We start from the raw sequence: 20,406 nt of genomic DNA, 5'->3' as shown, positions 1-20,406 counted from the left end.
CATGGAAGAACTGGCCGCCGCCATCCTGCGCGAATTGGCCACCGAGCCCGCACCCATGTCCCTGCCCAGGCTGGGCAAGCGCCTGGGGCAGGGCGCCAGCGTGCTCATGCGCTGCCTGGCGCTGATGGGCGATGCGCCCATTGCCGGCACACCGGGGCCGGGCTGGGTCAGGCTGGAGCAGGAAGAGGGGCGGTGGCTGGCGGCCCTGACGGAGCGCGGGCGCTTGTGGGTGGAGGCCGAGGCCTGTCAGGCGCTGGCCGAAGGCACGGGCCGCGTGCGGTAGAACTGCATCGGAAACTCCTGCATTTCCTTGGCGTGCTGGTTGATCACCGCGCGCTTCATCTTGCCGACCACATGCATCTCGCAGGGCTTGCAGTCGAAGCGCAGCGTGAGTTTTTCCTTGCCGTTGATCAGCTGCAGCGGCTCGGCCTTGATGGTGCCCTTGACGCCGATGACGCCCTTGGCCTGCTTGGGGCACAGGCTCATGGAAAAGCGCACGCAATGCTTGGTGATCATCAGGCTGACTTCGCCTTCTTCTTCCTTGCTCTCGTAGGCCGCGTCCATGACCTTGACGCCGTGCTTGATGTAGAAGTCGTGCGCCTTCTGGTTGTAGACGTTGGCCAGATAGGTCAGCGTGTCCTCGGGGAAGGGCACGGGCGGCTCCACGGGCAGGGCGCGCGGCAGGCGCATGAAGCCGGCCTGGCGCGCGGCCTCCAGCGCGGCGACGGCGTCGCGGCGCAGCTGGTTCAGGGCCGAGGCCGGCACGAACCAGGGCTGGCTCAGCTGCAGGCCGATGTCATGCACGGAGAAGATGGTGGCGCCGAAACGGCCCAGCTGCTCGCGCAGCGTGGCCTCGGCACGGGCTGCGTCGGTGGCGGCCTGGTGTTCCTGCGCGATGGCGGCAGTGGCGGTGAAGCCGTCCTCGTCGGTCAGCGTGAGCGCAAAGCCGTCGGGCGTTTCCTTGAGTTCGGCCCACAGGCCGATGCGGCGGTCGCTGGACTTCTTGTCCAGCGTGCGCACCCAGGCCATGTCGCGGTTGCGGTTGACCTCCAGGCCCTTGCGCAGGTCCTTGAAACCGGCGATGGGGTCCTTGGGGAACAGGCGCCACAGCGACTTCTTCGCATCCACCGATTCGGCGCGGTTGATCTGCAGGCCCACCAGTTCCTTTTGCAGGTCGTAGTAGCACAGGCCGTCGCCGTTGTGCAGTTCGGTGTCGCGGCTCGAGGTCTCGATCTCCACGAAGTTCTCGCCCACCTTGGTGACCCAGCCGATGGCGCGGCCCGGCGTCTTGGGCGTGTCGAAGGCGCCGATGTCTTCCTTGCGGCCATTGACGAAGTAGTCGGTGAACTCGCGGTTGAAGTTCTGGTCGGGGTCGGGCGTGAAGCTGAACGTGGTGCTGCCAGAGGATGAGCGCGCCAGGGGCGTGTCGGAGAACTCGCGCTCCTCGATGATTTCGTCCAGCAGCTTGCGGTAGTGGGCCGTGATGTTCTTCACGTAGCCCATGTCCTTGTAGCGGCCCTCGATTTTGAAGCTGCGCACGCCGGCGTCGATCAGGGCGCGCAGGTTGTCGCTCTGGTTGTTGTCCTTCATGGACAGCACGTGCTTTTCGTGGGCGATGATGCGGCCGCTCGCGTCCAGCACCTCGTAGGGCAGGCGGCAGGCCTGGTTGCAGTCGCCGCGGTTGGCGCTGCGGCCCGTGTGGGCGTGGGTGATGTAGCACTGGCCAGAGTAGGCCACGCACAGCGCGCCGTGCACGAAGAATTCGATGGTGGTGCGCGCCGGGTCGGTGGCCGCCCGCACGGCGGCGATCTGCTGCAGGTCCAGCTCGCGCGCAACGACGATCTGCGACAGGCCGGCGTCCTGCAGGAAGCGCGCCTTCTCGGGCGTGCGGATGTCGGTCTGGGTGCTGGCGTGCAGCTGGATGGGCGGCAGGTCCAGCTCCAGCAGGCCCATGTCCTGGATGATCAGCGCGTCGGCACCGGCCTCGTAGATCTGCCAGGCCATCTTGCGGGCGGCCTCCAGTTCATCGTCGCGCAGGATGGTGTTGAGCGTGATGAAGATGCGGCTGCCGAAGCGGTGCGCGTGGTTGATCAGCCGCTGCAGGTCGCGGATGTCGTTGCCTGCCGTGGCGCGTGCGCCGAAGGCCGGGCCGCCGATGTAGACGGCGTCGGCGCCATGGTTCACGGCCTCGATGCCGATGTCGGCATCGCGCGCGGGTGACAGGAGTTCGAGCTGGTGGGGCAGGAGGGACATGGGGCTTTGTGGTGTTCTGTGTTCGTACCCGCACCGGCGTGGGGGCCGGGCGTCGGGCGCAATGCGGGGGAAACTGGCCCCCACGCTACCCTTGCTGCGCAAGGTCCGCTGCCCCCCAAGGGGGCCGCTTTTTGTCTTGGGGCGGCCCGGCGACAAAAAAAGGCCCCCACTCTTGGGGCGGTCCGGCGACGAAAACCTCGCAGCCCGCTTGCGGTGAGGCGCAGCATTATCGCCGCAGCCCCGAAAAAACGCGCGCCAGGGGGTATGCGCCCGATGCCCTGGCGGGCGGCGCCGGTTTTTGCCTATCCTTTAGGATGCGCACTGCACGGGCCGGGCCGCCATGCCGGATACCCCGGCCCGTGCCTGCTCCGCCCCGGGCCTGATGCGCACTTTCTGCGCCAGGCCTTGCCCGGCCGGGCAGCGCCCGAGTGGGCCACGCCGCAGCGGATTTCGTTTGCCAGGGCGCCTGTTTCACAGATTGACCGTTTTTTCCAGGAGTTGCCATGCACGCCTCGATTCGCCATTTCCCGTGGGCCGGCCCGGCCCTGCTGTGCACCCTGCTGGGCAGCGGCGGCCTGGCCTGGGCGCTGCCGGGAAGCGGCCCGGCCAACGGGCAGTCGGCAGGGGCTTCCGCTGCGGCGGCTGCACCCGGTACGGCCGCTGCACCCGCTGCGCCTGCTGCTCCCGGTACAGCCGATGCGCCCCTGGTGGTGCGCATTGCCCATGCGGGGCCGGTGTCCGGCCCCATCGCCAGCCTGGGCAAGGATGAGGAAAACGGCGTGCGCATGGCCCTGGACGATCTCAACGCCAAGGGGCTGGAGATCGGCGGGCGCAAGCTGCGCTGGAAGCTGGAGGCCGGCGACGATGGCGGCGACCCCGGCCAGGCCGTGGCCCTGGCCCGGCGCCTGTGCGACAAGAAGGTGGCGGCCGTGGTCGGCCACCTGCAGTCGGGCACCACGCTGCCGGCCACATCCATCTACCACGACTGCGGCATCGTCATGGTCACGCCCGCAGCCAGCAACCCGGCCATCACCCAGGCGGGCTACGACACCACCTACCGCGTGATCGCCGACGACCGCGCCATGGTCGATGCGCTGGTCGCGCACGCCGTGGGCAAGCTGGGCGTCAAGCGCGCGGCCATCATCGATGACCGCTCGGCCTACGGCCAGGGCATCGTGGCGCTGTTCGAGGCCGAGGCGCGCGAGCAGGGCATCGAGATCGTGGACAAGCAGTTCACCGGCGACAAGGCCACCGACTTCGTGCCCATCCTCACCGCCATCAAGGGCAAAAAGCCGGACGCCATCTTCTTCGGCGGCCTGGACGCCCAGGCCGGCCCCATGCTCAGGCAGATGGCCCAGCTGGCCATGGACAAGGTGCGCCTGCTGGGCGGCGACGGCCTGTGCACGCTGCGCCTGCCCGAGCTGGCCGGCAACACGTCCCCGCTGCGCAATGTGACCTGCGCCGTGGGCGGCAGCCCGCTGGAGCGCATGCCGGGCGGCGCTGCCTGGAAGCAGCGCTACGACCAGCGCTTTCCCGACCAGTACCAGGTCTTCAGCCCCTACGCCTACGACGCCACCATGGTGCTGGCCCAGGCCATGCTGCGGGCCGACTCCATCCGGCCCGATGCCTATATCCCCTATCTGCGCCAGACCCGGCATGACGGCGTGACGGCGCCGATTGCCTTCACGCCCCAGGGCGAGCTGCAGGCGCCGGTCGTCACGCTCTACCACTATGCGCAGGGCGTGCGCAAGCCGCTGCCCTGACCCCCAGTCGCCTGGACACTGTGACACCTTGACTGCCGAGCACCGTCCACTGCCGCAGGCCGACGACGAGGCCTGGATGCGCGCCGCCCTGGAGCTGGCGCGTGCCGCCGCCCAGGCAGGCGAGGTGCCCGTGGGCGCCATCATCGTCAAGGACGGCTCCATCGTCGGCCAGGGCCGCAATGCGCCCGTGGCCCAGGGCGACCCCACGGCCCATGCTGAGGTGCTGGCGCTGCGCGACGCGGCCGCGCGCCTGGGCAACTACCGGCTGGACGATTGCACGCTCTACGTGACCCTGGAGCCCTGCACCATGTGCAGCGGCGCCATGCTGCATGCGCGCCTGGGCCGCGTCGTCTATGGCGCGGCCGAGCCGCGCACGGGCGCGGCCGGATCGGTGCTGGACGTGTTTGCGCTGCCGCAGATCAACCACCACACGCAGGTGACGCGCGGCGTGCTGGCCGGCGAATGCGCGGCCCTGATGTCGGACTTCTTTCGCACGCGCCGCGCCGAGCAGCGCGCGGCCCAGCCCCATCCGCTCAAGGACACGGCGCTGCGCCATGCGGATTCCACCTTTGGCGGCTTTGCCCAGCCGCAGTGGCGCAGCGATCTGCCGGCGCTGGCAGGCCTGCGCCTGGCCGTGGTCGATGAAGGACCGCACGATGCGCCGCTGACCTGGCTGTGCCTGCACGGCAGCCCCTCATGGGGCCAGCTGTTCCAGCCCATGCTGCCCGGCTGGCTCCAGGCCGGCCATCGCGTGGTGGTCCCCGACCTGCCGGGCTTTGGCCGCAGCGACCAGCCCAAGAAGGAGAAGGCGCACAGCGCGGCCTGGCATGTGCAGGTGCTGCGCGAGCTGGTGCTGGCGCTGGACCTGCGGAGCATCGTGCTGGTCGGCCATGACGATGGCGCGCACCTGGGCCTGGCCGTGGCGCAGGCCGAGCCCGCCCGTTTTTGCGGCGCCTGGCTCATGAATGCCTGGCCCGCAGGCCCGGCGCCCGATGCCTGCGTGCAATGGTTTGCGCAGGCGGCGCGCAAGCCGTCATGGCCCGTGGGCCGCGCCATGCACGAGGTGGGTGAGGAGGCCGGTGCACAGCCGCAGGCCTGGAACCTGCCGTTTTCCCAGCCCGGCCACCGCGCCGCGCTGCAGGCATGGCCCCGCGTGCAGGCCGAAATGCCGGCCCTGCCGATGGCGTTGCTGGCGCAGTGGAGCCAACAGCAGCGCCTGTGGGTGCAGGGCGGCGAGCACGATGCGCTGATGCCTGCGCCCGCATGGCGCCAGGCCTGGCTGCAGGCGCTGCCACAGCTGTCGCCAGCGCAGCTGCGCCTATCCCCGTGCGGCCATTGGGTTCCCCTGTGCGCTGCCGGCATGGTGGCCGACGCTGTGGAATACTTCCGCCCGTAGGCCTGCGCCGCCGGCCCCTTGCCGGGGCTGCGCAGCGGCAGGTCCCCGTCTTCACTCCCCTTGCAATATGGAGCATGCCGGCCAGGGCCGGCATGGAACCACCTTGGCCACTTCGCGCAGTTCCCGCTCTTCCAGCACGCCCGGCACACCCGGCACGCCCCGCAAAAAGGCAGCCGCTGCCGCGCCTGCACCCGTTGATCACGCGCACGAACATGTGCATTCCGCCGACGGCACCTGCTGTGCCCACGGGCACGAGCATCCACATGACGATGGCGCTGCCCACAGCCACAGCCACGACCACGATCATGGCCATGTGCATGCCGCCGACGGCAGCTGCTGCGGCCATGCGCATGACCAGGGTCCGCGCCACATCTATATCTACTCGCCCGCCGGTGCCGTGCGCGACAAGGCCGGCTTCAAGCGCGGCGTGCGCCGCCTGGAGGCCATGGGCCATCAGGTGGAGATCGATGCCGATGCACTGAGCAGCCACCAGCGCTTTGCAGGCGACGACGCCACGCGCCTGGCGGCCATCGAGCGCGCAGCGGCCAGCGGTGCCGACCTGGCGCTGCCCACGCGCGGCGGCTACGGCCTCACGCGCATCCTGCCGGGCATCAAGTACAAGGCCGTGGCCAAGGCCATCGCAGGCGGCACGCGCTTCGTGGGCCTGAGCGACTTCACGGCGCTGTCGCTGGCCCTGCTGGCCAGGACCGGCGCCACCACCTGGGCCGGCCCGCTGCTGGTGCACGACTTCGGCCGCCCCGACGATGAGGGCGGCGTGGACGACATCATGCTGGACTGCTTCAACGACCTGCTCAGCGGCCAGGGCGAGGGCGCGGGCTGGCAGATGCCGAAGATCGGCCTGCGCGAAGACGGCAAGCCTGCCGTCAAGGATTTCTACATCAGCGGCGGCGCCACGCTGTGGGGCGGCAACCTGGCCGTGCTGGTCTCCCTGCTGGGCACGCCTTACTTCCCGCAGATCAAGGGCGGCATCCTGTTCCTGGAAGACGTGGGCGAGCATCCCTACCGCGTGGAACGCATGCTGACCCAGCTGCTGCATGCCGGCGTGCTGGCCCAGCAAAAGGCCATCGTGTTCGGCCAGTTCAGCGAGTTCAAGCTCAGCTCGCACGACAAGGGCTTCAAGCTGCAGACCGTCATCGACTGGCTGCGCAGCCAGGTCAAGTGCCCCGTGCTGCAGGGCCTGCCCTACGGCCATGTGCCGACCAAGGTGATGCTGCCCGTGGGCGCGCCCGTGTCGCTGTCGGTCGAAGGGCGCGATGCGCTGATCTACTGGGGCCACGTGCACTGAGCGGCAAGGAGCGGACGGCATGCTGCAGATGTGGGAGTTCGCGGCCTACCCGCTGCTGGCGCTGATGTTCGTCGGCATCTTCACGCGCGAGGTGATCGCGCCGGCCTCGCGCAACCATTGCGACCGGCGCTGGCTGATCCTGTCCACGCTGCTGGGCCTGGGCACGCTGGCCACCACCTTGGCGGTAGGCCATCTGTTCTCGGACGGCATCCGCCGCCATGCGCTGCTGGACGTGGGCCGGCAATGGCCGGCCTGGGCCGTGGGCGCGCTGAGCTTTGTGTTGACCAGCTTTGTCTTTTACTGGTGGCACCGCGCCACGCACCGGTCGGACACGCTGTGGCGCCTGTTCCACCAGCTGCACCACAGCGCGCCGCGCGTGGAGGCGCTCACGGCTTTCTTCGCCCACCCCATGGACACGGCGGCCGCCGTGCTGCTGAGCGCGCTGTCCAGCTACTGGGTGCTGGGGGCCAGCCCGCTGGCTGCCGCCTTCGCCATCGGCCTCACGGGGGCGTTCGATCTGTTCCTGCATGCCGACATCCGCACGCCGCGCTGGCTGGGATACATCGTGCAGCGGCCCGAGATGCATACCGTGCACCACCAGTACGGCCACCATGCGCAGAACTACGGCCTGCCCGTCTGGGACCTGCTGTTCGGCACCTGGGCCAATCCGGCCGAGCGGGTGGAGCGCCTGGGCTTCGATGACGACAAGGCCGAGCGCGTGACCGACATGCTGCGCTGGCAAGACGTGCACAAGCAGAACTCCCCCTGAGGCGCTGCGCGCCTTCCCCCTCTCGCTTCGCGGGGGGAAGACAGCCTCGCTGCGGGGCGGCGCGGCCGGCGTAGGCCCTTGCTCGCTGTCCCTTGTTCTTGGCCGCGCCAGTTTTTGAGGCTCTGTACGGTGGCGGTGGGGGCTGACTGCTATTCGAGATACCGGCCGTTTTCCTTGCGGCGGGCGCGCATGCCGGTGCGCAGGAAGAGCACGGTGCCGCCTTGCTCTGCCAGCGGCACGCGCGTGTCGCCGGACAGGTGGGCGTCCAGGCGCTGGGGCAGGTTCTCCAGCAGGGAGCGAATGGCGGACAGGTCGGTGTCGGCGGCCTCGGGGTGGTCGCGCACGAAGCCTTCAAGGTAGGCGCGGGCGTCGGCCTCCAGCTGCTCGCGCGTGGTGGCCAGAGAGACGTAGCTGACGCCGGCCTGGCCCGGCGCCTCGGTGCCCAGCAGGTAGCAGCCGATGTAGTCACCACGGGGCTGGCCCACGGGCGGGTCCTGGGTGAGCTTCTTCAAGAGGCTGAAAGGCCACATTCCACGTACTTCCTGTTTCTGTCGGTTGCCCTGCATCCATGCGCGCAGGGCCGGCAGTGATTGTCGCCTGAAGCCTGCGCCCTGCAGGCGCGGCTTTCTGTCGTGAGCAATGTGAGCATGTCGCGCGCGCATATGCTACAAACTGCAACACTACGATACGAAAAAAGCAGAGGGTGGGGAAAAGAATGGGAATCATGCGAATCCTGAACTCGCGGTGGTGGGGTGTGGGCGCCGTGGCGGTGGTCGGCTCGGCCCTGCTGGCCGGCAGCGCGCTGGCCATCTATGCCGTGCGCGTGCAGCCGGTGCTTGACGGACAGCTCACGCTGGCCGGGCTGGAGCAGCCCGTGCGCGTGCGGCGCGATGATGCCGACGTCACCCATATCAGCGCCTTCTCGCCGCAGGACCTGTGGCGCGCGCTGGGCCATGTGCATGCGCAGGAGCGCGGCTGGCAGCTGGAGTTCAACCGCCGCCTGATGCATGGCACGCTGTCCGAGATCCTCGGGCCGGCCACGCTGGACACCGACAAGCTCATGCGCGCGCTGGACATACGCGGCGCGGCGCGGCGCCAGTACGCATCCCTGCCCGCCAACGCGCGCGAGGCGCTGCAGGCCTACAGCGAGGGCATCGCGGCCTTCTATGCGGCCCTGCCCATGCGCCAGCACCCGCAGGTGCCCGAGTTCATGCTGCTGGACACGTCGCCGGGCGGCGGCGACAACTCGGCCTGGGCGCCCGAGGACAGCGTGGGCTGGGCGCTGATGATGGCGCTGGACCTGGGCGGCAACTGGGGCAATGAATTCGCGCGGCTGGCCGCGCTCTCGCAACTGGACACACAGCAGCTGTGGCAGCTGATGCCGCCTTATCCGGGCGAGGCGCCGGCCACCTCCACCGACCTTGCGGCCCTCTACCGGGGCCTGGGCGTGTACCGCCAGGAGGCACAGGCTGCGTCTGCGCCGAAGGTGGCTGCCGCCAGCGAGGCGAGCGATGCCTGGGCCCGCTGGTCCCGCGACATGGTGCGCGATGCGGGCACCAACGACGGCAAGGGCAGCAACAACTGGGTGCTGTCGGGCAGCCGCACGGCCAGCGGCAAGCCGCTGTTGGCCAACGATCCGCATCTGGGCCTGAGCGCGCCCGCCATCTGGTACTACGCGCGCCTGCAGTCGCCTGCCGGCCAGGCGCAGGACGGCACGCCGCTGTCGCCCATCGACGTGGTGGGGGCCACCCTGCCGGGCCTGCCCTTCGTGGTGCTGGGGCGCACGCGCGAGGTGGCCTGGGGCTTCACCAACACGAATCCCGATGTGCAGGATCTGTACCTGGAGCAGATCGATCCAGGCAACCCGGGCCGCTACCGCACGCCGGACGGCTGGGCGCCTTTCACCGAGCGCAGCGAGCGCATCAGGGTCAAGGGCCGGGCCGATGTGCAGCTCACGCTGCGCAGCACGCGCCACGGCCCCGTGATCAGCGATGTGCAGCCCCAGTACGAGGCCGTGCTCGACAAGCGCCGCTACGCCGTGGCTCTGCGCTGGGCCGCGCTGGACACCGACAACCTCACCGTGCAGGCGGGCCTGCGGGCCAACGAGGCGCGCAGCGTGGCCCAGCTGTTCGAGGCCTTTGCCGACTACCACTCGCCCATGCAGAGCATCGTCGCGGCCGATGTGCATGGCGCCATCGGCTTCAAGGCCGCAGGCCGGGTGCCGCTGCGCGCGGCCGACAACGACCTGCGCGGCGTGGCGCCCGCGCCGGGCTGGGAGGCACGCTACGACTGGCAGGGCTGGCTGCCCTACGACCAGGCTCCTCAGGACGATGGAACGGCGCTGGGCTATCTGGCCACCGCCAACCAGCGCATCACGCGGGAGGGCTATGCCCACTTTCTCACCCAGGACTGGAGCCTGCCATACCGGCACCGCCGCATCTCCGAGCTCATCGAGGCGAAGGACAGGCACGACATGGTCAGCATGGCCTCCATCCAGAACGACCAGACCTCGCTGGCCGCCCGCGCCCTGCTGCCGCAAATGCTCAAGGCCCTGGACGAAGCGCCGGCCACACATCCGCTGGCCCCGCAGGCGCGCCGGGTGATGGCGCAGTTCGATGGCCGCATGGACGCTGCGCAGGCCGCGCCCCTGATCTTTGCCGCCTGGGTGGACGAACTGACGCGCGGCCTGGTGATCCCTCGCATTGGTGCGCAGACCTTTGCGGCCACCTATGGCAAGCGCGACTATCGCGCAGGCATCGAAGGCATGCTGGAACGCCGCGACGGCTGGTGGTGCGCCGCTGCAGGCTGCAGTGCCCAGGTCAGCCAGGCGCTGGACCGGGCGCTGGTGCGCCTGCAGTCCATGCAGGGCAGCGATCTGGGCCGCTGGCGCTGGGGCACGGCGCATGCGGCCCTGAGCAGCCACCGGCCGTTGGGCAGCGTGGGACTGCTGGCAGGCATCTTCAATGTCAGCGTGCCTTCGGGCGGTGACAGCTACACTGTCAACGTGGGACAGTACCTGCCCGGTGATGCCAGGGCGCCGTTCGCCAACCGCCATGCGGCATCGCTGCGCGCCATCTACGACCTGGCCGAGCCCGAGCGCTCGCTGTTCATCTACCAGACCGGCCAAAGCGGCGTGGCCCTGTCCAGCCGCTATGCGGACATGTCTGCCGAATGGGCAGACGGCCGCTACCGGCCGCTGCAGATGGCGCCCGCGCGCTGGCGCCATTCCATGATGCTGCGGCCGCAGTAGGTTGCATTAGGCATTAGGCATTAGGCTGCAGTAGCGGCGCGCGCAGGACTCAGGTGCTGAGGAATTGCTCGATCAGCCCGGCCACGTCCGCCGGCTGGTCGTGGTGCAGCATATGGCCGGCGTCCTGGACCACGGCCGTGCGGCAGTCGGCTATCTGCCCGATGCGCTCGTGGTACTCGGCCAGCGTGTAGCGGTCCTTCCACCACATGCCCAGGCTGTCGTCGCTGGCCTCGACGGCCAGTACCGGCGCCGTGATCGCCCGGTACAGGGCCAGGATTTCTTCCACGCGGAACAGCTGGGCGCTGATGAGCTTGTGCGCCGTGTCGCCCAGGATTTCCCAGCGTCCGTTCGCATCGGGCGCCGCCCAGTGATGGGCCAGCCACAGCGCCTTGTCCCCGGGCAGGCGGCGGTTGGTCTTCATCAGCCTGCGCGCCACGTCCTGCACGCTGTCATAGCTCTTGAGCTCCATGCCGCCGCTGCGCAGCTGGCGCAGCTCGTCCATCCACTGCGCATAGCGCGCAGGCGCCTGGTCGGGCCGGGTGGCCGGCATGCCGAAGCCCTCCAGATTGACCAGCCGGCGTATGCGCGCAGGCCGTGCGCCCGCATACATCATGGACACGTTGCCGCCCATGCTGTGGCCCACCAGGTCCACGGGCGTATCGCCCACCAGGGTGTCCAGCAGGTGGTCCAGGTCACCCAGGTAGTCGGCAAAGTCATGCCGGTCGGCAGGCCAGGCCGGCCGGCTCAGGCCGAAGCCGCGCCAGTCCGGCGCGATGATGCGGCGCCCCGCCATGAAGGCCTCGCCAAAGGCATCGACCACGAACTGGTAGGAGGCCGCCACATCCATCCAGCCGTGCACCAGCACCAGCGGCGCCAGCGCGGGATCGCCATCCACCGGCCCCCACTCGCGCACGTGGTACTCCATGGTGCGCACCGGCACCATGCGCGAGCGCCAGGGGCGTGTGGGAGCGTAGATGGGCGCTTCTTCAGCGGCCGGGGCAGAGAGGGAAGAGGGGGCTTGCAGCATCCCGCCGATTATTCCGGTTTGCTGCTGTGCAGCAGTCAGGGGCGGGACAGCGGTGGCTGGGGATTTCCCGGTGCGCCAGCACGGCTCCCGGCCGGGGTGGGCATCAGCCGTGGCTTTTCGAGGCGGCGGTGCGCGGGCGGGACAGCAGGCTCTCGGCCGGTATGCCCAGGTCATGAAGCCTGTAGAGCATGTTCAGCGTCAGGGGGCGGCTGCGGTTGAGTATTTCGTAGATGCGGTTGGTCTGCCCGATGTAGGGCACCAGGTCCTTGACCGTCATGCCCCGGGACTCCATGAGCAGGCGCAGCGCATCGATAGGGTCGGGGGGAGCGATGGGGTAATGCCTTGCCTCGTAGGCCTCAACCAGCGTTCCGAGAATGTCCAGCCTGTCGCCATCGGGCGTTCCCGAGGCCGGGTCCTTGTCGATCAGTTGCGAGATCTCGGTCAGTGCTGTCCTGTAATCCTGCTCGGTCCGGATGGGGCGGATTTCCATGGTCATTCCTTTCATTGCAGGCTCTGGTCCACCGTGGCGGCATCCACCTTGTCGTACTGCGCGTGCGTGCCTATGAACTTGATGTACAGCCACTGCTGCCTGTAGGCGATGGCGGCAATCAGGCGGTAGTCGTTGCCTTTGACGTTGAACACGACCCGGTTGTTGCCCACGATGCTGGCATTGCCGATCTGGTCCTTCACGTCCTGGGGGCAGGTCCACTGCGCGCGGGTGGCCATGTCGAACCACGCCTCAAGCGGCCCTTTGGCATCCGCATGCTCCGGCCTGCTGTAGAAATTGACGAGGGTGGAACGGGCCACGATGTGCATGGGTGGATGTTAGTCCCAAATTGGGACTGAGGCTGCCGGCATGGTCTTTGTGCTCTTTGCCGTGCTTGTGCTTTCGCGCCGGGTTAACCCGAGCGCCGCCGCCGCTGATGCACAGCATCAGAAACAATGATTGGCCGGCAGGGCCGGCGCTGCCTACAGTGGGTTGCAGATTGACCGCACAACAACCCGAAGGAGACAGCAATGCAGCAACGCAGATGGCTGACGGCCGCCATGGCCGCAGGATTGTGGGGCGCCGCCATGGCGGCCCAGGCCGGCACGGTGACGGTGCTGACCTCGTTTCCCAAGGAGCTGACCACGGCCTACCAGAAGGCCTTCGAGGCGGCCAACCCGGGGATCAAGATAGAGATCCTGAACAAGAACACCACGGCCGCCGTGGCCTATGTGCGCGAGCTGCCCGAGGGCCAGCGGCCCGACATCATGTGGGCCAGCGCCCCCGATGCCTTCGAGGTGCTGGCGCGCAACAAGCTGCTGACCGCCGCGCCCGAGACGCGCAATCCGGCCGCGCCCGCCAAGATCGGCAACTACCCGCTCAACGACCCGCAGGGCCTGTACTACGGCCAGGCGCTGGCAGGCTACGGAATCATGTGGAACACGCGCTACCTGAAGGCGCACAAGCTGGCGGCGCCCAAGGAGTGGAGCGATCTGACGCGGCCCGAGTACTTCGGCCACATCGCCATCTCCTCGCCCTCGCGTTCGGGCACCACGCAGTTGACGGTGGAGACCATCCTGCAGGGCGAGGGCTGGGACAAGGGCTGGCGCCAGCTGCTGTCCATGATGGGCAATGCCGCCGCCGTGACCGACCGCAGCTTTGCCGTGCCCGATGGCGTGAACAACGGCCAGTACGGCATAGGCATCGTGATCGATTTCTTCGGGCTGGCGGGCAAGTACTCGGGCTTTCCGGTGGACTTCGCCTACCCGGCGATGACGGCCGTGGTGCCGGCCAACATCGCGTTGATCGCGGGCGCCAAGAATGCCGATGAGGCGCGCAAGTTCATGGCCTTCACCATGTCGGTGCCGGGCCAGCAGCTGCTGTTCGACCCCAAGATCAGCCGCCTGCCCATCCTGCCCTACAGCCAGCTCAAGGCGCCGGCCGGCTACCCCGTGCCGCAGGAGGTGGCGCAGCGCGCCAAGGTGCAGTTCGACGCCAACCTGTCCGAGTCGCGCTATGCCGTGGTGATCAGCCTGTTCGACCAGATGGTGACCTTCCGCCTCAAGGAGCTGCAGGCCGCCACGCGCGCCATCCAGGAGGCGCACAAGGCCCTGCAGGCCAAGCCCAATGCGAAGGGGCAGGAGCTGCTGGCGCAGGCGCGCGACATCGCCTACTCGCCGCTGGTGGGCGAAGCCAATGTGAAGGACGAGCAGTTCCTGGAGCTGTTCCGCAAGAGCCGGCGCGACGTGGCCGTGTCCAAGGAGCTGACGGGCCTGGAGCAAATGTGGGCCGACAAGGCGCGTGCCAACTACGAGCGCGCAGGCAAGCTGGCCGCCGAGGCGCGCGGCCTGGCGCGGTAGGTGGCGTGGTAGGTGGCGCAGGGGCCCGGCACCGGGCGCCTGCATGCACACCCCTTGACAGTCTCTTTCGCTGCGGAGCATTCGCATGAGCATCGATTCCATGGCGGCGCCCGGCGCCGCCCCCCTTGCTGCGCGCGCGCGGCGCATTCCGTCGGGCTGGGGGCCGTGGCTGGCCTTCGCGCTGATCCTGGCCTTTTTGCTGGCCTTTCTCATCGTGCCCGTGGGCATGGTGGTCTACACCGCCTTCATCAATGAAGGCGGCGGGCTCACGCTGGGGCACTTCGGCAATTTCTTCGGCCAGACCGTCTTTCGCGAGTCGTTCTTCAACAGCCTGGGCGTGTCCCTGGCCAGCGTGTTCTTCGCCAGCCTGATCGCCGTGCCGCTGGCCTACCTGACGGTGCGCTTCGAGTTCCGGGGCGCGCTGCTGATACAGACGCTGGGCGTGCTGCCGCTGATCATGCCGCCCTTCGTGGGGGCGGTGGCGCTGCAGCTGATCTTCGGGCGCAGCGGCTCGGTCAACCTGCTGCTGGACGACTGGTTCGGCTTCACCGTGCCCATCATGGAGGGGCTGACGGGCGTGATCTTCGTGGAGAGCATCCACTACTTCCCGTTCATCCTGCTCAACCTCGTGGCGGCCATGCGCAATATCGACGGGGCCATGGAGGAGTCGGCGCTGAACCTGGGTTCGCGCGGTTTCCGGCTGTTTCGGCGCGTGATCTTTCCGCTGGCCATGCCCGGCTACCTGGCGGGCGCGGCCCTGGTGTTCGTCAAGGTGTTCGACGACCTGGGGACGCCGCTGGTGATGGGCGTGACCAATATGCTGGCGCCCCAGGCCTATCTGCGCATCACCTCGGTGGGGCTCGATGATCCGCTGGGCTATGTGATCAGCGTGATCATGATCGCGTTCTCCATCGTCGCCCTGTGGCTGGCCGCGCGGGTGATGAAGGGCAAGGACTACGCCACCTTGCAAAAGGGCGGCAGCGCGCTGCAAAAGCGCCGGCTGTCGGCCTGGGAGGCGCTGCTGGCCTATGGCTGGATCGCCCTGGTGCTGCTGGTGGTGCTGGCGCCGCACATCGGCATCTTGCTGATGTCGTTCTCCAAGGTCTGGAGCTTCTCGGTGCTGCCCGACAGCTACACGCTGGAGCACTACGCCACGGTGTTCACCGACTCGGGCTACATGATCGGCAACACGCTGCTGTACTGCCTGATGGCGGCGGGCATCGACGTGGTGATCGGCACCGCCATCGCCTACCTGATCCTGCGCACCCGGCTGCCTGCCCGGCAGTGGCTGGACTACCTGGCCTCGGTGGCGCTGGCGATTCCGGGGCTGGTGCTGGCCATCGGCTACCTGCGGCTGTTCAAGGGCGTGAACCTGCCCTTCACCGACACACCCATCGTCACGACCTGGGTGCTGATCATGCTGGCCTATGCGGTGCGGCGGCTGCCGTATGCGCTGCGCTCGTGCATGGCGGCGCTGCAGCAGGTGCACATCTCGCTGGAGGAGGCCGCGCAAAGCCTGGGCGCGGGCCGCACCAGCGTGATACGGCGCGTGATGGTGCCGCTGATGGCCGGCGGCATCCTGGCCGGCTTCGTCACCAGCTTTATCACGGCGGCCGTGGAGCTGTCGGCAACCATCATGCTGGCCTCGGCCCAGAGCCAGGCGCCCATGAGCTACGGCATCTACCTGTACATGCAAAGCATCTCGGGGCGCGGGCCCGGTGCGGCATTGGGCGTGCTGGCCGTGGTCGTGGTCGGCCTGGGCACGTATTTCTCGCACCGCTTCGTGGAGCGCTCGCGCGCCACCGTGCAATCGACTTCGGAGTGAAACGCCATGCACCTGGACCCTGTCTCCCTCGAATGCAGGCACATCAGCCTGAGCTACGGCAGCAACGAAGTGCTGCGCGACGTCAACCTCAAGATCGAGCCCGGCGAGTTCTTCGCGCTGCTGGGGCCTTCGGGCTCGGGCAAGTCCACGCTGCTGCGGCTGATCGCGGGCTTCAACCGGCACCAGCGTGGCGAGCTGCTGGTGGGCGGGCAGGACATCACGGGCGTGCCGCCGCATGCGCGCAACATCGGCATGGTGTTCCAGAACTACGCGCTGTGGCCGCACATGACGGTGTACGACAACGTGGCCTTCGGCCTGGTCGAGCGCCGCGAAAGCCGCGACACCATCCGCCGCAAGGTGGGCGAGGTGCTGGAGCTGGTGGGCCTGTCGCAGTACGCGCAGCGCCGCCCGGGCCAGCTGTCGGGCGGGCAGCAGCAGCGCGTGGCGCTGGCGCGCACCGTGGTGATCGCGCCCAAGCTGCTGCTGCTGGACGAGCCGCTGTCCAACCTCGACAAGCAGCTGCGCGTGCAGATGCGCGAGGAACTGCGCAGCCTGCAGCGCAAGCTGGGCCTGACCACCATCTTCGTCACCCACGACCAGGAAGAGGCCATGACCACGGCCGACCGCATGGCCGTGCTGGACAAGGGAGTGCTGCAGCAGGTGGGCTCGGCGGCGGGGCTGTACGACTATCCGGCCAACCGCTTCGTGGCGGGCTTTGTCGGCACGGCCAATGTGCTGGAGGGCGAGGTGCTGCCAACGATAGGCGAGTCGCTGGTCTTCAAGGTGCCTGGCCTGGGCACGCTGACCCTGCCGCGCCCGGCCCAGCCGCCCGTGCCGGGGCGCGCGGCGCTGGCCTTCCGGCCGCACCAGGTGCAGATTGCGGTGCGCGACGATGCGGGCGATGCCTCGCGCGTGTGGGTGGAAGGGCAGATCGAGAGCGCCGAATTCCTGGGCGAGTTCTCGCGCTACCGCGTGCGCGTGGGCGAGGTGGCCGTGGTCGCCGACCAGGCGCACTACGCGGGCATTGCCATGTTCCCCATGGGCATGCCGGTGCGCCTGGGCATCGAGCCCACGCAGCTGCGCTACCTCGATGAGTGAACGATGAGACGGCTAGGGATGTTCCCTGACACCCGGGCCTGCCCGGGCCGCAGGCCCTGGCGCCTGCGCTAGGCTGGCCGCCCATGGAGATGTATCAGCTGCGCGCCTACGTCACGGCGGCCACGCTGGGCAGCGTCACGCGCACGGCCGAGGCCCTGCACCTGACGCAGCCCGCCATCACGGCCCAGATCAAGGCGCTGGAGGAAGAGCTGGGCGTGGCACTGTTCGACCGGCGCCCGGGCCGCATCAGCCTCACGCGAGCCGGCGAGGCTCTGATGGAGCCCGCCCGGCAGGTGCTGGATGCGGCAGGACGCCTGCAGGGCCAGGCCCGCGAGCTGCAGGGCGAGATCACCGGCCAGCTGCTGCTGGGCACGGTGGCCGACCCCGAGGCGCTGCGCCTGGGCTCGCTGCTGCACGGCCTGGTGGAGGCGCTGCCGCTGCTGGACATCAAGACACGCCAGGGCTGGGCCGAGGAGCTGCGCGCGCAGGTCGCGGCCGGCGGCCTGCAGGGCGCGTTCTACATCGGCGCCCACATGCCGCGCGACCTGGGCGCGCTGGTGCTGCAGACACTGCACTACCGCGTGGCGGCGCCGCCCGCGCTGCGCGAGCGCGTCCTGCAATCGGGCTGGAAGGACCTGGCGCAACTGCCCTGGATCGGCGCGCCCGCGCAGCACCATGAGCAGGCCCTGCTGCTGGCGCTGTTCGCCCGCCAGGGGCTGAGCCCCAATCAGATCGTGGAAAGCGATGCGGCCGCCGCGCCCGAGAGCCTGGTGCGCGCCGGCCTGGGCCTGGCGCTGCTGCGCGAGGACCGCGCCCTGGCCGCGGCCGAGCATGGCTGCGTGGCCATCTGGCCGCACGCGCGCGTGTCGGCACAGCTGGGCTTCATCCACCCGCGCGAGGCCGAGCACGACCCGGCCCTGGTGGCCACGCTGTCGCAGCTGCGCAGGGTCTGGGGGCTGACCGAGGTTCAGGCGGCGGCGCCGCCGGTCTGAGGGGTGCCTGCCTGGACGATGGCCTCGACCAGCGCATCGAGACTGCCCTGGCGTTCCTGCTCGCCCACCTCGAACAGCTCCAGCACGCCGGTGCCGCGCAGGATGGCGAAGGCCATGGCCGCAAAGCCCTGGGGGCGGGGATGGTGGGCCGCGATCTCGGGGAAGACGTCCAGGAAGCGGGTGTAGAACACGCTGTCCACATGTACGCGGCGCGCGTCCACGCGGTCGAACAGCGAGGGGGAGGCCTTGCAGCCGAAGAACATGCTCCAGGCCGCCTGGTAGTTGGCCGCGCCGAAGATGTTGTCCCAGGCCAGGGTGACGAAGGTCTGTGCACGCTCGCGCAGGGGCAGGGCCTTGTCGGGCCAGACCGTGCCCTGGTCGCTCAGCGGCTCCATGACCTCGATGACCAGCCGCTCCATCAGCGCATCGCGGCTCTCGAAGTGGTGCTGCAGCGCGCCCAGCGACACATCGGCGCCGCGCGCGATGGCCTGCAGCGTGGCGCTCTTGAAGCCGCCCTCGCGCAGCAGCGCCAGGGCGGAGTCGATGATCTTGCGTTGCGTTGTCTCCACACGCTCGGTCTGCGGCGTGCGTGCGCGCCGCTGCGTGGCGGACGTCGTCATGTTCTGGGCTCCAGAGGGCAAAAAAATAATAGTAGATTGTTTTTGTTTGTTGCGGGCGTTCAACCGTTGCCGGAGTGCGGCATGGCGGGCGGCAATGTGTCGATCGCCTTCGCTACTCCTTCTTCTTGGGCTTGTCCATAGGGATAAATTACAAGAAATAATAATTTATTGTTTTTTATAGTTGATACCCATCAACAAGGGGCGCACAACGCCCCGCATTCCAACAGGCACCCCACGAGGAGACATTGCCGTGAAGACCACCGAAGTGTTCCAACCCCTGCGCCGCCGCGCGCCTTGCTGAGAGTCGGAGCACCCCCTTGATGCACAGTTCTTCTTCGCAGGGCCATCTGGAGCGCAGGCTCAAGAACCGCCATATCCAGCTCATCGCGCTGGGCGGCACCATCGGCACGGGCCTGTTCCTGGGCTCGGCCGGCATCATCGAGCTGGCCGGCCCGTCCGTGCTGCTCGGCTACGCCATTGGCGGGCTGATCATCTTTTTCATCATGCGTTTCCTGGGCGAGATGCTGGTCGAGGAGCCCAACGCGGGCTCGTTCAGCTATTTCGCCAACCGCTACCTGGGCCGCTTCGCGGGCTTTCTGGCGGGCTGGAACTGTGTGGCGCTGTATGTGCTCGTGGGCATGCTGGAGCTGACGGCCGCAGGCAAGTTCATCCAGTTCTGGTGGCCCGGCATACCCACCTGGGTGACGGCGGCGGTGTTCTTCGTGCTGATCAACGGCGTGAACTTCATCAACGTCAAGGCCTATGGCGAGTTCGAGGTCTGGTTCGCGCTGATCAAGATCGCGGCCGTGCTGGCCATGATCGCTGCGGGCGTGTATCTGCTGGCCAACGCCGACCGTCCCGAGCAGACCGTGCGCAACCTGTGGACGCACGGCGGCTTCTTCCCCAACGGCCTGTCCGGCCTGGTGATGGCCTTCGCCTTCATCATGTTCGCCTTCGGCGGCGTGGAGATGCTGGGCTTCGCGGCGGCCGAGACCGACCAGCCGCGCACCGTCATCCCCAAGGCCGTGAACCAGCTCATCTACCGCGTGCTGGTGTTCTACATCGGCTCCATGGCCGTGCTGATGTCGCTGATGCCCTGGACCGACCTGCTGGGCCAGCTCAAGGCCGGCGGCGACACCTACAGCAGCAGCCCCTTCGTGCTGGTGTTCTCGGGCCTGGGCGAGAACACGGCCGCCCACCTGCTGAACTTCGTGATCCTCACGGCCACGCTGTCGGTCTACAACAGCATGGTCTACAGCAACAGCCGCCTGCTGTACGGCATGGCCAGCGAAGGCAATGCGCCGCGCTCGCTGATGCAGGTCAACCGCCGCGGCGTGCCGGTGCGGGCCATCGTCTATCCGGCCATCTTCACGGCGCTGGCCATCGTGCTGAACTATGTGGCGCCGGCCGGCGTGCTCGAGCTGCTGATGTCGCTGATCGTGGCGGCCCTGGTGATCACCTGGACCATCATCATCGTGGCGCACTGGCGCTTTCGCCGGGCGCATGTGGCGCGCAAGACCGTGCTGGGCTTTCCCGCACCGGCCGCGCCGCTGACCAACGCCATCTGCCTGGCCGCCATGGCCCTGGTGGTGGGCGTGATGCTGCTGACACCGTCGGTGCGGTCCTCCGCGCTGGCCATTCCGATCTGGGTCCTGGTGGTCTACGGGGCCTATCGCCTCGTGTTCCGCCAACGTCCCACGCCTGTGCTGGAATCCGTACTGGAACCCGCGCACATCCCCCGTTGAAACCTTCAAGGAGAAC

General features: G+C 68.5%; 17 protein-coding genes. 11 read left to right on the top strand and 6 right to left on the bottom strand.

Going from position 1 to position 20,406, the window contains the following annotated elements:
- Position 1: 1 nt before the first annotated feature.
- Complete coding sequence (locus IAE24_RS23560; RefSeq protein WP_012206611.1) at positions 2-283, top strand: hypothetical protein; 282 nt, start codon at positions 2-4, stop codon at positions 281-283.
- Here IAE24_RS23560 and IAE24_RS23555 read toward each other — a convergent pair.
- The gene (locus IAE24_RS23555; RefSeq protein ID WP_199961853.1) at positions 247-2,253 is read right to left on the bottom strand and encodes a peptidase U32 family protein; all 2,007 of its coding nucleotides are present in this window, start codon (positions 2,251-2,253) and stop codon (positions 247-249) included. The genes IAE24_RS23560 and IAE24_RS23555 overlap by 37 nt on opposite strands.
- A 503-nt stretch (positions 2,254-2,756) precedes the next feature.
- Here IAE24_RS23555 and IAE24_RS23550 point away from each other — a divergent pair.
- From IAE24_RS23550 to IAE24_RS23535, 4 genes are all read left to right on the top strand, one after another.
- On the top strand, positions 2,757-4,016 hold the full coding sequence (locus IAE24_RS23550) for a branched-chain amino acid ABC transporter substrate-binding protein (protein WP_199961852.1): 1,260 nt from the start codon (positions 2,757-2,759) through the stop codon (positions 4,014-4,016).
- Entirely contained in the window at positions 3,985-5,412 is a 1,428-nt protein-coding gene (tadA, locus tag IAE24_RS23545; RefSeq protein WP_199961851.1) for a tRNA adenosine(34) deaminase TadA, read from the top strand. Before IAE24_RS23550 ends, tadA begins: the two co-directional genes overlap by 32 nt.
- A gap of 313 nt (positions 5,413-5,725) precedes the next feature.
- The gene (locus tag IAE24_RS23540) at positions 5,726-6,718 is read left to right on the top strand and encodes an LD-carboxypeptidase (protein WP_013801556.1); all 993 of its coding nucleotides are present in this window, start codon (positions 5,726-5,728) and stop codon (positions 6,716-6,718) included.
- Between the two features lie 19 nt (positions 6,719-6,737).
- The gene (locus IAE24_RS23535) at positions 6,738-7,487 is read left to right on the top strand and encodes a sterol desaturase family protein (protein ID WP_065348044.1); all 750 of its coding nucleotides are present in this window, start codon (positions 6,738-6,740) and stop codon (positions 7,485-7,487) included.
- A 149-nt stretch (positions 7,488-7,636) separates the two neighbouring features.
- Here IAE24_RS23535 and IAE24_RS23530 read toward each other — a convergent pair whose 3' ends face one another.
- On the bottom strand, positions 7,637-8,017 hold the full coding sequence (locus tag IAE24_RS23530; protein ID WP_012206605.1) for a hypothetical protein: 381 nt from the start codon (positions 8,015-8,017) through the stop codon (positions 7,637-7,639).
- Positions 8,018-8,202: 185 nt separating this feature from the next.
- Here IAE24_RS23530 and IAE24_RS23525 point away from each other — a divergent pair, with 185 nt between their 5' ends.
- Positions 8,203-10,737: a penicillin acylase family protein gene (locus tag IAE24_RS23525; protein ID WP_199961850.1), complete on the top strand. Its 2,535-nt coding sequence runs from the start codon at positions 8,203-8,205 to the stop codon at positions 10,735-10,737.
- Positions 10,738-10,786: 49 nt separating this feature from the next.
- On the opposite strand, the gene IAE24_RS23520 is transcribed toward IAE24_RS23525, so the two are convergent.
- The 3 genes from IAE24_RS23520 to IAE24_RS23510 form a co-directional block, all read right to left on the bottom strand.
- Positions 10,787-11,764, bottom strand: a complete 978-nt coding sequence (locus tag IAE24_RS23520) for an alpha/beta fold hydrolase (protein WP_199961849.1) — start codon at positions 11,762-11,764, stop codon at positions 10,787-10,789.
- A gap of 103 nt (positions 11,765-11,867) precedes the next feature.
- Complete coding sequence (locus tag IAE24_RS23515; protein ID WP_199961848.1) at positions 11,868-12,260, bottom strand: helix-turn-helix domain-containing protein; 393 nt, start codon at positions 12,258-12,260, stop codon at positions 11,868-11,870.
- Positions 12,261-12,265: 5 nt separating this feature from the next.
- Complete coding sequence (locus IAE24_RS23510) at positions 12,266-12,580, bottom strand: type II toxin-antitoxin system HigB family toxin (protein ID WP_013801561.1); 315 nt, start codon at positions 12,578-12,580, stop codon at positions 12,266-12,268.
- Positions 12,581-12,781: 201 nt separating this feature from the next.
- On the opposite strand from IAE24_RS23510, the gene IAE24_RS23505 reads away from it, so the two are divergent.
- The 4 genes from IAE24_RS23505 to IAE24_RS23490 all read left to right on the top strand — a co-directional run bounded on the left by IAE24_RS23505 (position 12,782) and on the right by IAE24_RS23490 (position 18,025).
- Positions 12,782-14,110 carry an ABC transporter substrate-binding protein gene (locus IAE24_RS23505; protein ID WP_013801562.1) on the top strand — a complete coding sequence of 443 codons (1,329 nt, stop codon included), beginning with the start codon at positions 12,782-12,784 and terminating at the stop codon, positions 14,108-14,110.
- Positions 14,111-14,195: 85 nt separating this feature from the next.
- A complete protein-coding gene (locus IAE24_RS23500) occupies positions 14,196-15,935 on the top strand; it encodes an ABC transporter permease (RefSeq protein ID WP_016451410.1) in 1,740 nt (579 codons plus the stop codon).
- Positions 15,936-15,941: 6 nt separating this feature from the next.
- Positions 15,942-17,033: an ABC transporter ATP-binding protein gene (locus tag IAE24_RS23495; protein ID WP_012206598.1), complete on the top strand. Its 1,092-nt coding sequence runs from the start codon at positions 15,942-15,944 to the stop codon at positions 17,031-17,033.
- An 83-nt stretch (positions 17,034-17,116) separates the two neighbouring features.
- On the top strand, positions 17,117-18,025 hold the full coding sequence (locus tag IAE24_RS23490) for a LysR family transcriptional regulator (RefSeq protein WP_199961847.1): 909 nt from the start codon (positions 17,117-17,119) through the stop codon (positions 18,023-18,025).
- Here the strand turns inward: IAE24_RS23490 and IAE24_RS23485 are convergent.
- Positions 18,001-18,645 carry a TetR/AcrR family transcriptional regulator gene (locus IAE24_RS23485; protein ID WP_199961846.1) on the bottom strand — a complete coding sequence of 215 codons (645 nt, stop codon included), beginning with the start codon at positions 18,643-18,645 and terminating at the stop codon, positions 18,001-18,003. The two genes, IAE24_RS23490 and IAE24_RS23485, sit on opposite strands and share 25 nt — an antisense overlap.
- 320 nt (positions 18,646-18,965) lie before the next feature.
- On the opposite strand from IAE24_RS23485, the gene IAE24_RS23480 reads away from it, so the two are divergent.
- A complete protein-coding gene (locus IAE24_RS23480; RefSeq protein WP_199961845.1) occupies positions 18,966-20,390 on the top strand; it encodes an amino acid permease in 1,425 nt (474 codons plus the stop codon).
- Positions 20,391-20,406 lie beyond the last annotated feature (16 nt).

The organism is Delftia sp. S65, from assembly GCF_016516495.1.
Classification (GTDB): Bacteria; Pseudomonadota; Gammaproteobacteria; order Burkholderiales; family Burkholderiaceae_C; genus Comamonas; species Comamonas acidovorans.
This window is presented reverse-complemented; position numbering and strand designations above follow the sequence as displayed.

Excerpts from the sequence above, each read along its gene's own strand:
- IAE24_RS23500 (WP_016451410.1), top strand. The coding sequence starts at position 14,196 with ATGAGCATCGATTCCATGGCGGCGCCCGGCGCCGCCCCCCTTGCTGCG.
- IAE24_RS23485 (WP_199961846.1), bottom strand. The coding sequence starts at position 18,645 with ATGACGACGTCCGCCACGCAGCGGCGCGCACGCACGCCGCAGACCGAG.
- IAE24_RS23535 (WP_065348044.1), top strand. The coding sequence starts at position 6,738 with ATGCTGCAGATGTGGGAGTTCGCGGCCTACCCGCTGCTGGCGCTGATG.
- IAE24_RS23520 (WP_199961849.1), bottom strand. The coding sequence starts at position 11,764 with ATGCTGCAAGCCCCCTCTTCCCTCTCTGCCCCGGCCGCTGAAGAAGCG.
- IAE24_RS23480 (WP_199961845.1), top strand. The coding sequence starts at position 18,966 with ATGCACAGTTCTTCTTCGCAGGGCCATCTGGAGCGCAGGCTCAAGAAC.
- IAE24_RS23530 (WP_012206605.1), bottom strand. The coding sequence starts at position 8,017 with ATGTGGCCTTTCAGCCTCTTGAAGAAGCTCACCCAGGACCCGCCCGTG.
- IAE24_RS23560 (WP_012206611.1), top strand. The coding sequence starts at position 2 with ATGGAAGAACTGGCCGCCGCCATCCTGCGCGAATTGGCCACCGAGCCC.
- IAE24_RS23510 (WP_013801561.1), bottom strand. The coding sequence starts at position 12,580 with ATGCACATCGTGGCCCGTTCCACCCTCGTCAATTTCTACAGCAGGCCG.
- tadA (WP_199961851.1), top strand. The coding sequence starts at position 3,985 with ATGCGCAGGGCGTGCGCAAGCCGCTGCCCTGACCCCCAGTCGCCTGGA.
- IAE24_RS23515 (WP_199961848.1), bottom strand. The coding sequence starts at position 12,260 with ATGACCATGGAAATCCGCCCCATCCGGACCGAGCAGGATTACAGGACA.
- IAE24_RS23490 (WP_199961847.1), top strand. The coding sequence starts at position 17,117 with ATGGAGATGTATCAGCTGCGCGCCTACGTCACGGCGGCCACGCTGGGC.
- IAE24_RS23495 (WP_012206598.1), top strand. The coding sequence starts at position 15,942 with ATGCACCTGGACCCTGTCTCCCTCGAATGCAGGCACATCAGCCTGAGC.
- IAE24_RS23525 (WP_199961850.1), top strand. The coding sequence starts at position 8,203 with ATGGGAATCATGCGAATCCTGAACTCGCGGTGGTGGGGTGTGGGCGCC.
- IAE24_RS23505 (WP_013801562.1), top strand. The coding sequence starts at position 12,782 with ATGCAGCAACGCAGATGGCTGACGGCCGCCATGGCCGCAGGATTGTGG.
- IAE24_RS23555 (WP_199961853.1), bottom strand. The coding sequence starts at position 2,253 with ATGTCCCTCCTGCCCCACCAGCTCGAACTCCTGTCACCCGCGCGCGAT.
- IAE24_RS23550 (WP_199961852.1), top strand. The coding sequence starts at position 2,757 with ATGCACGCCTCGATTCGCCATTTCCCGTGGGCCGGCCCGGCCCTGCTG.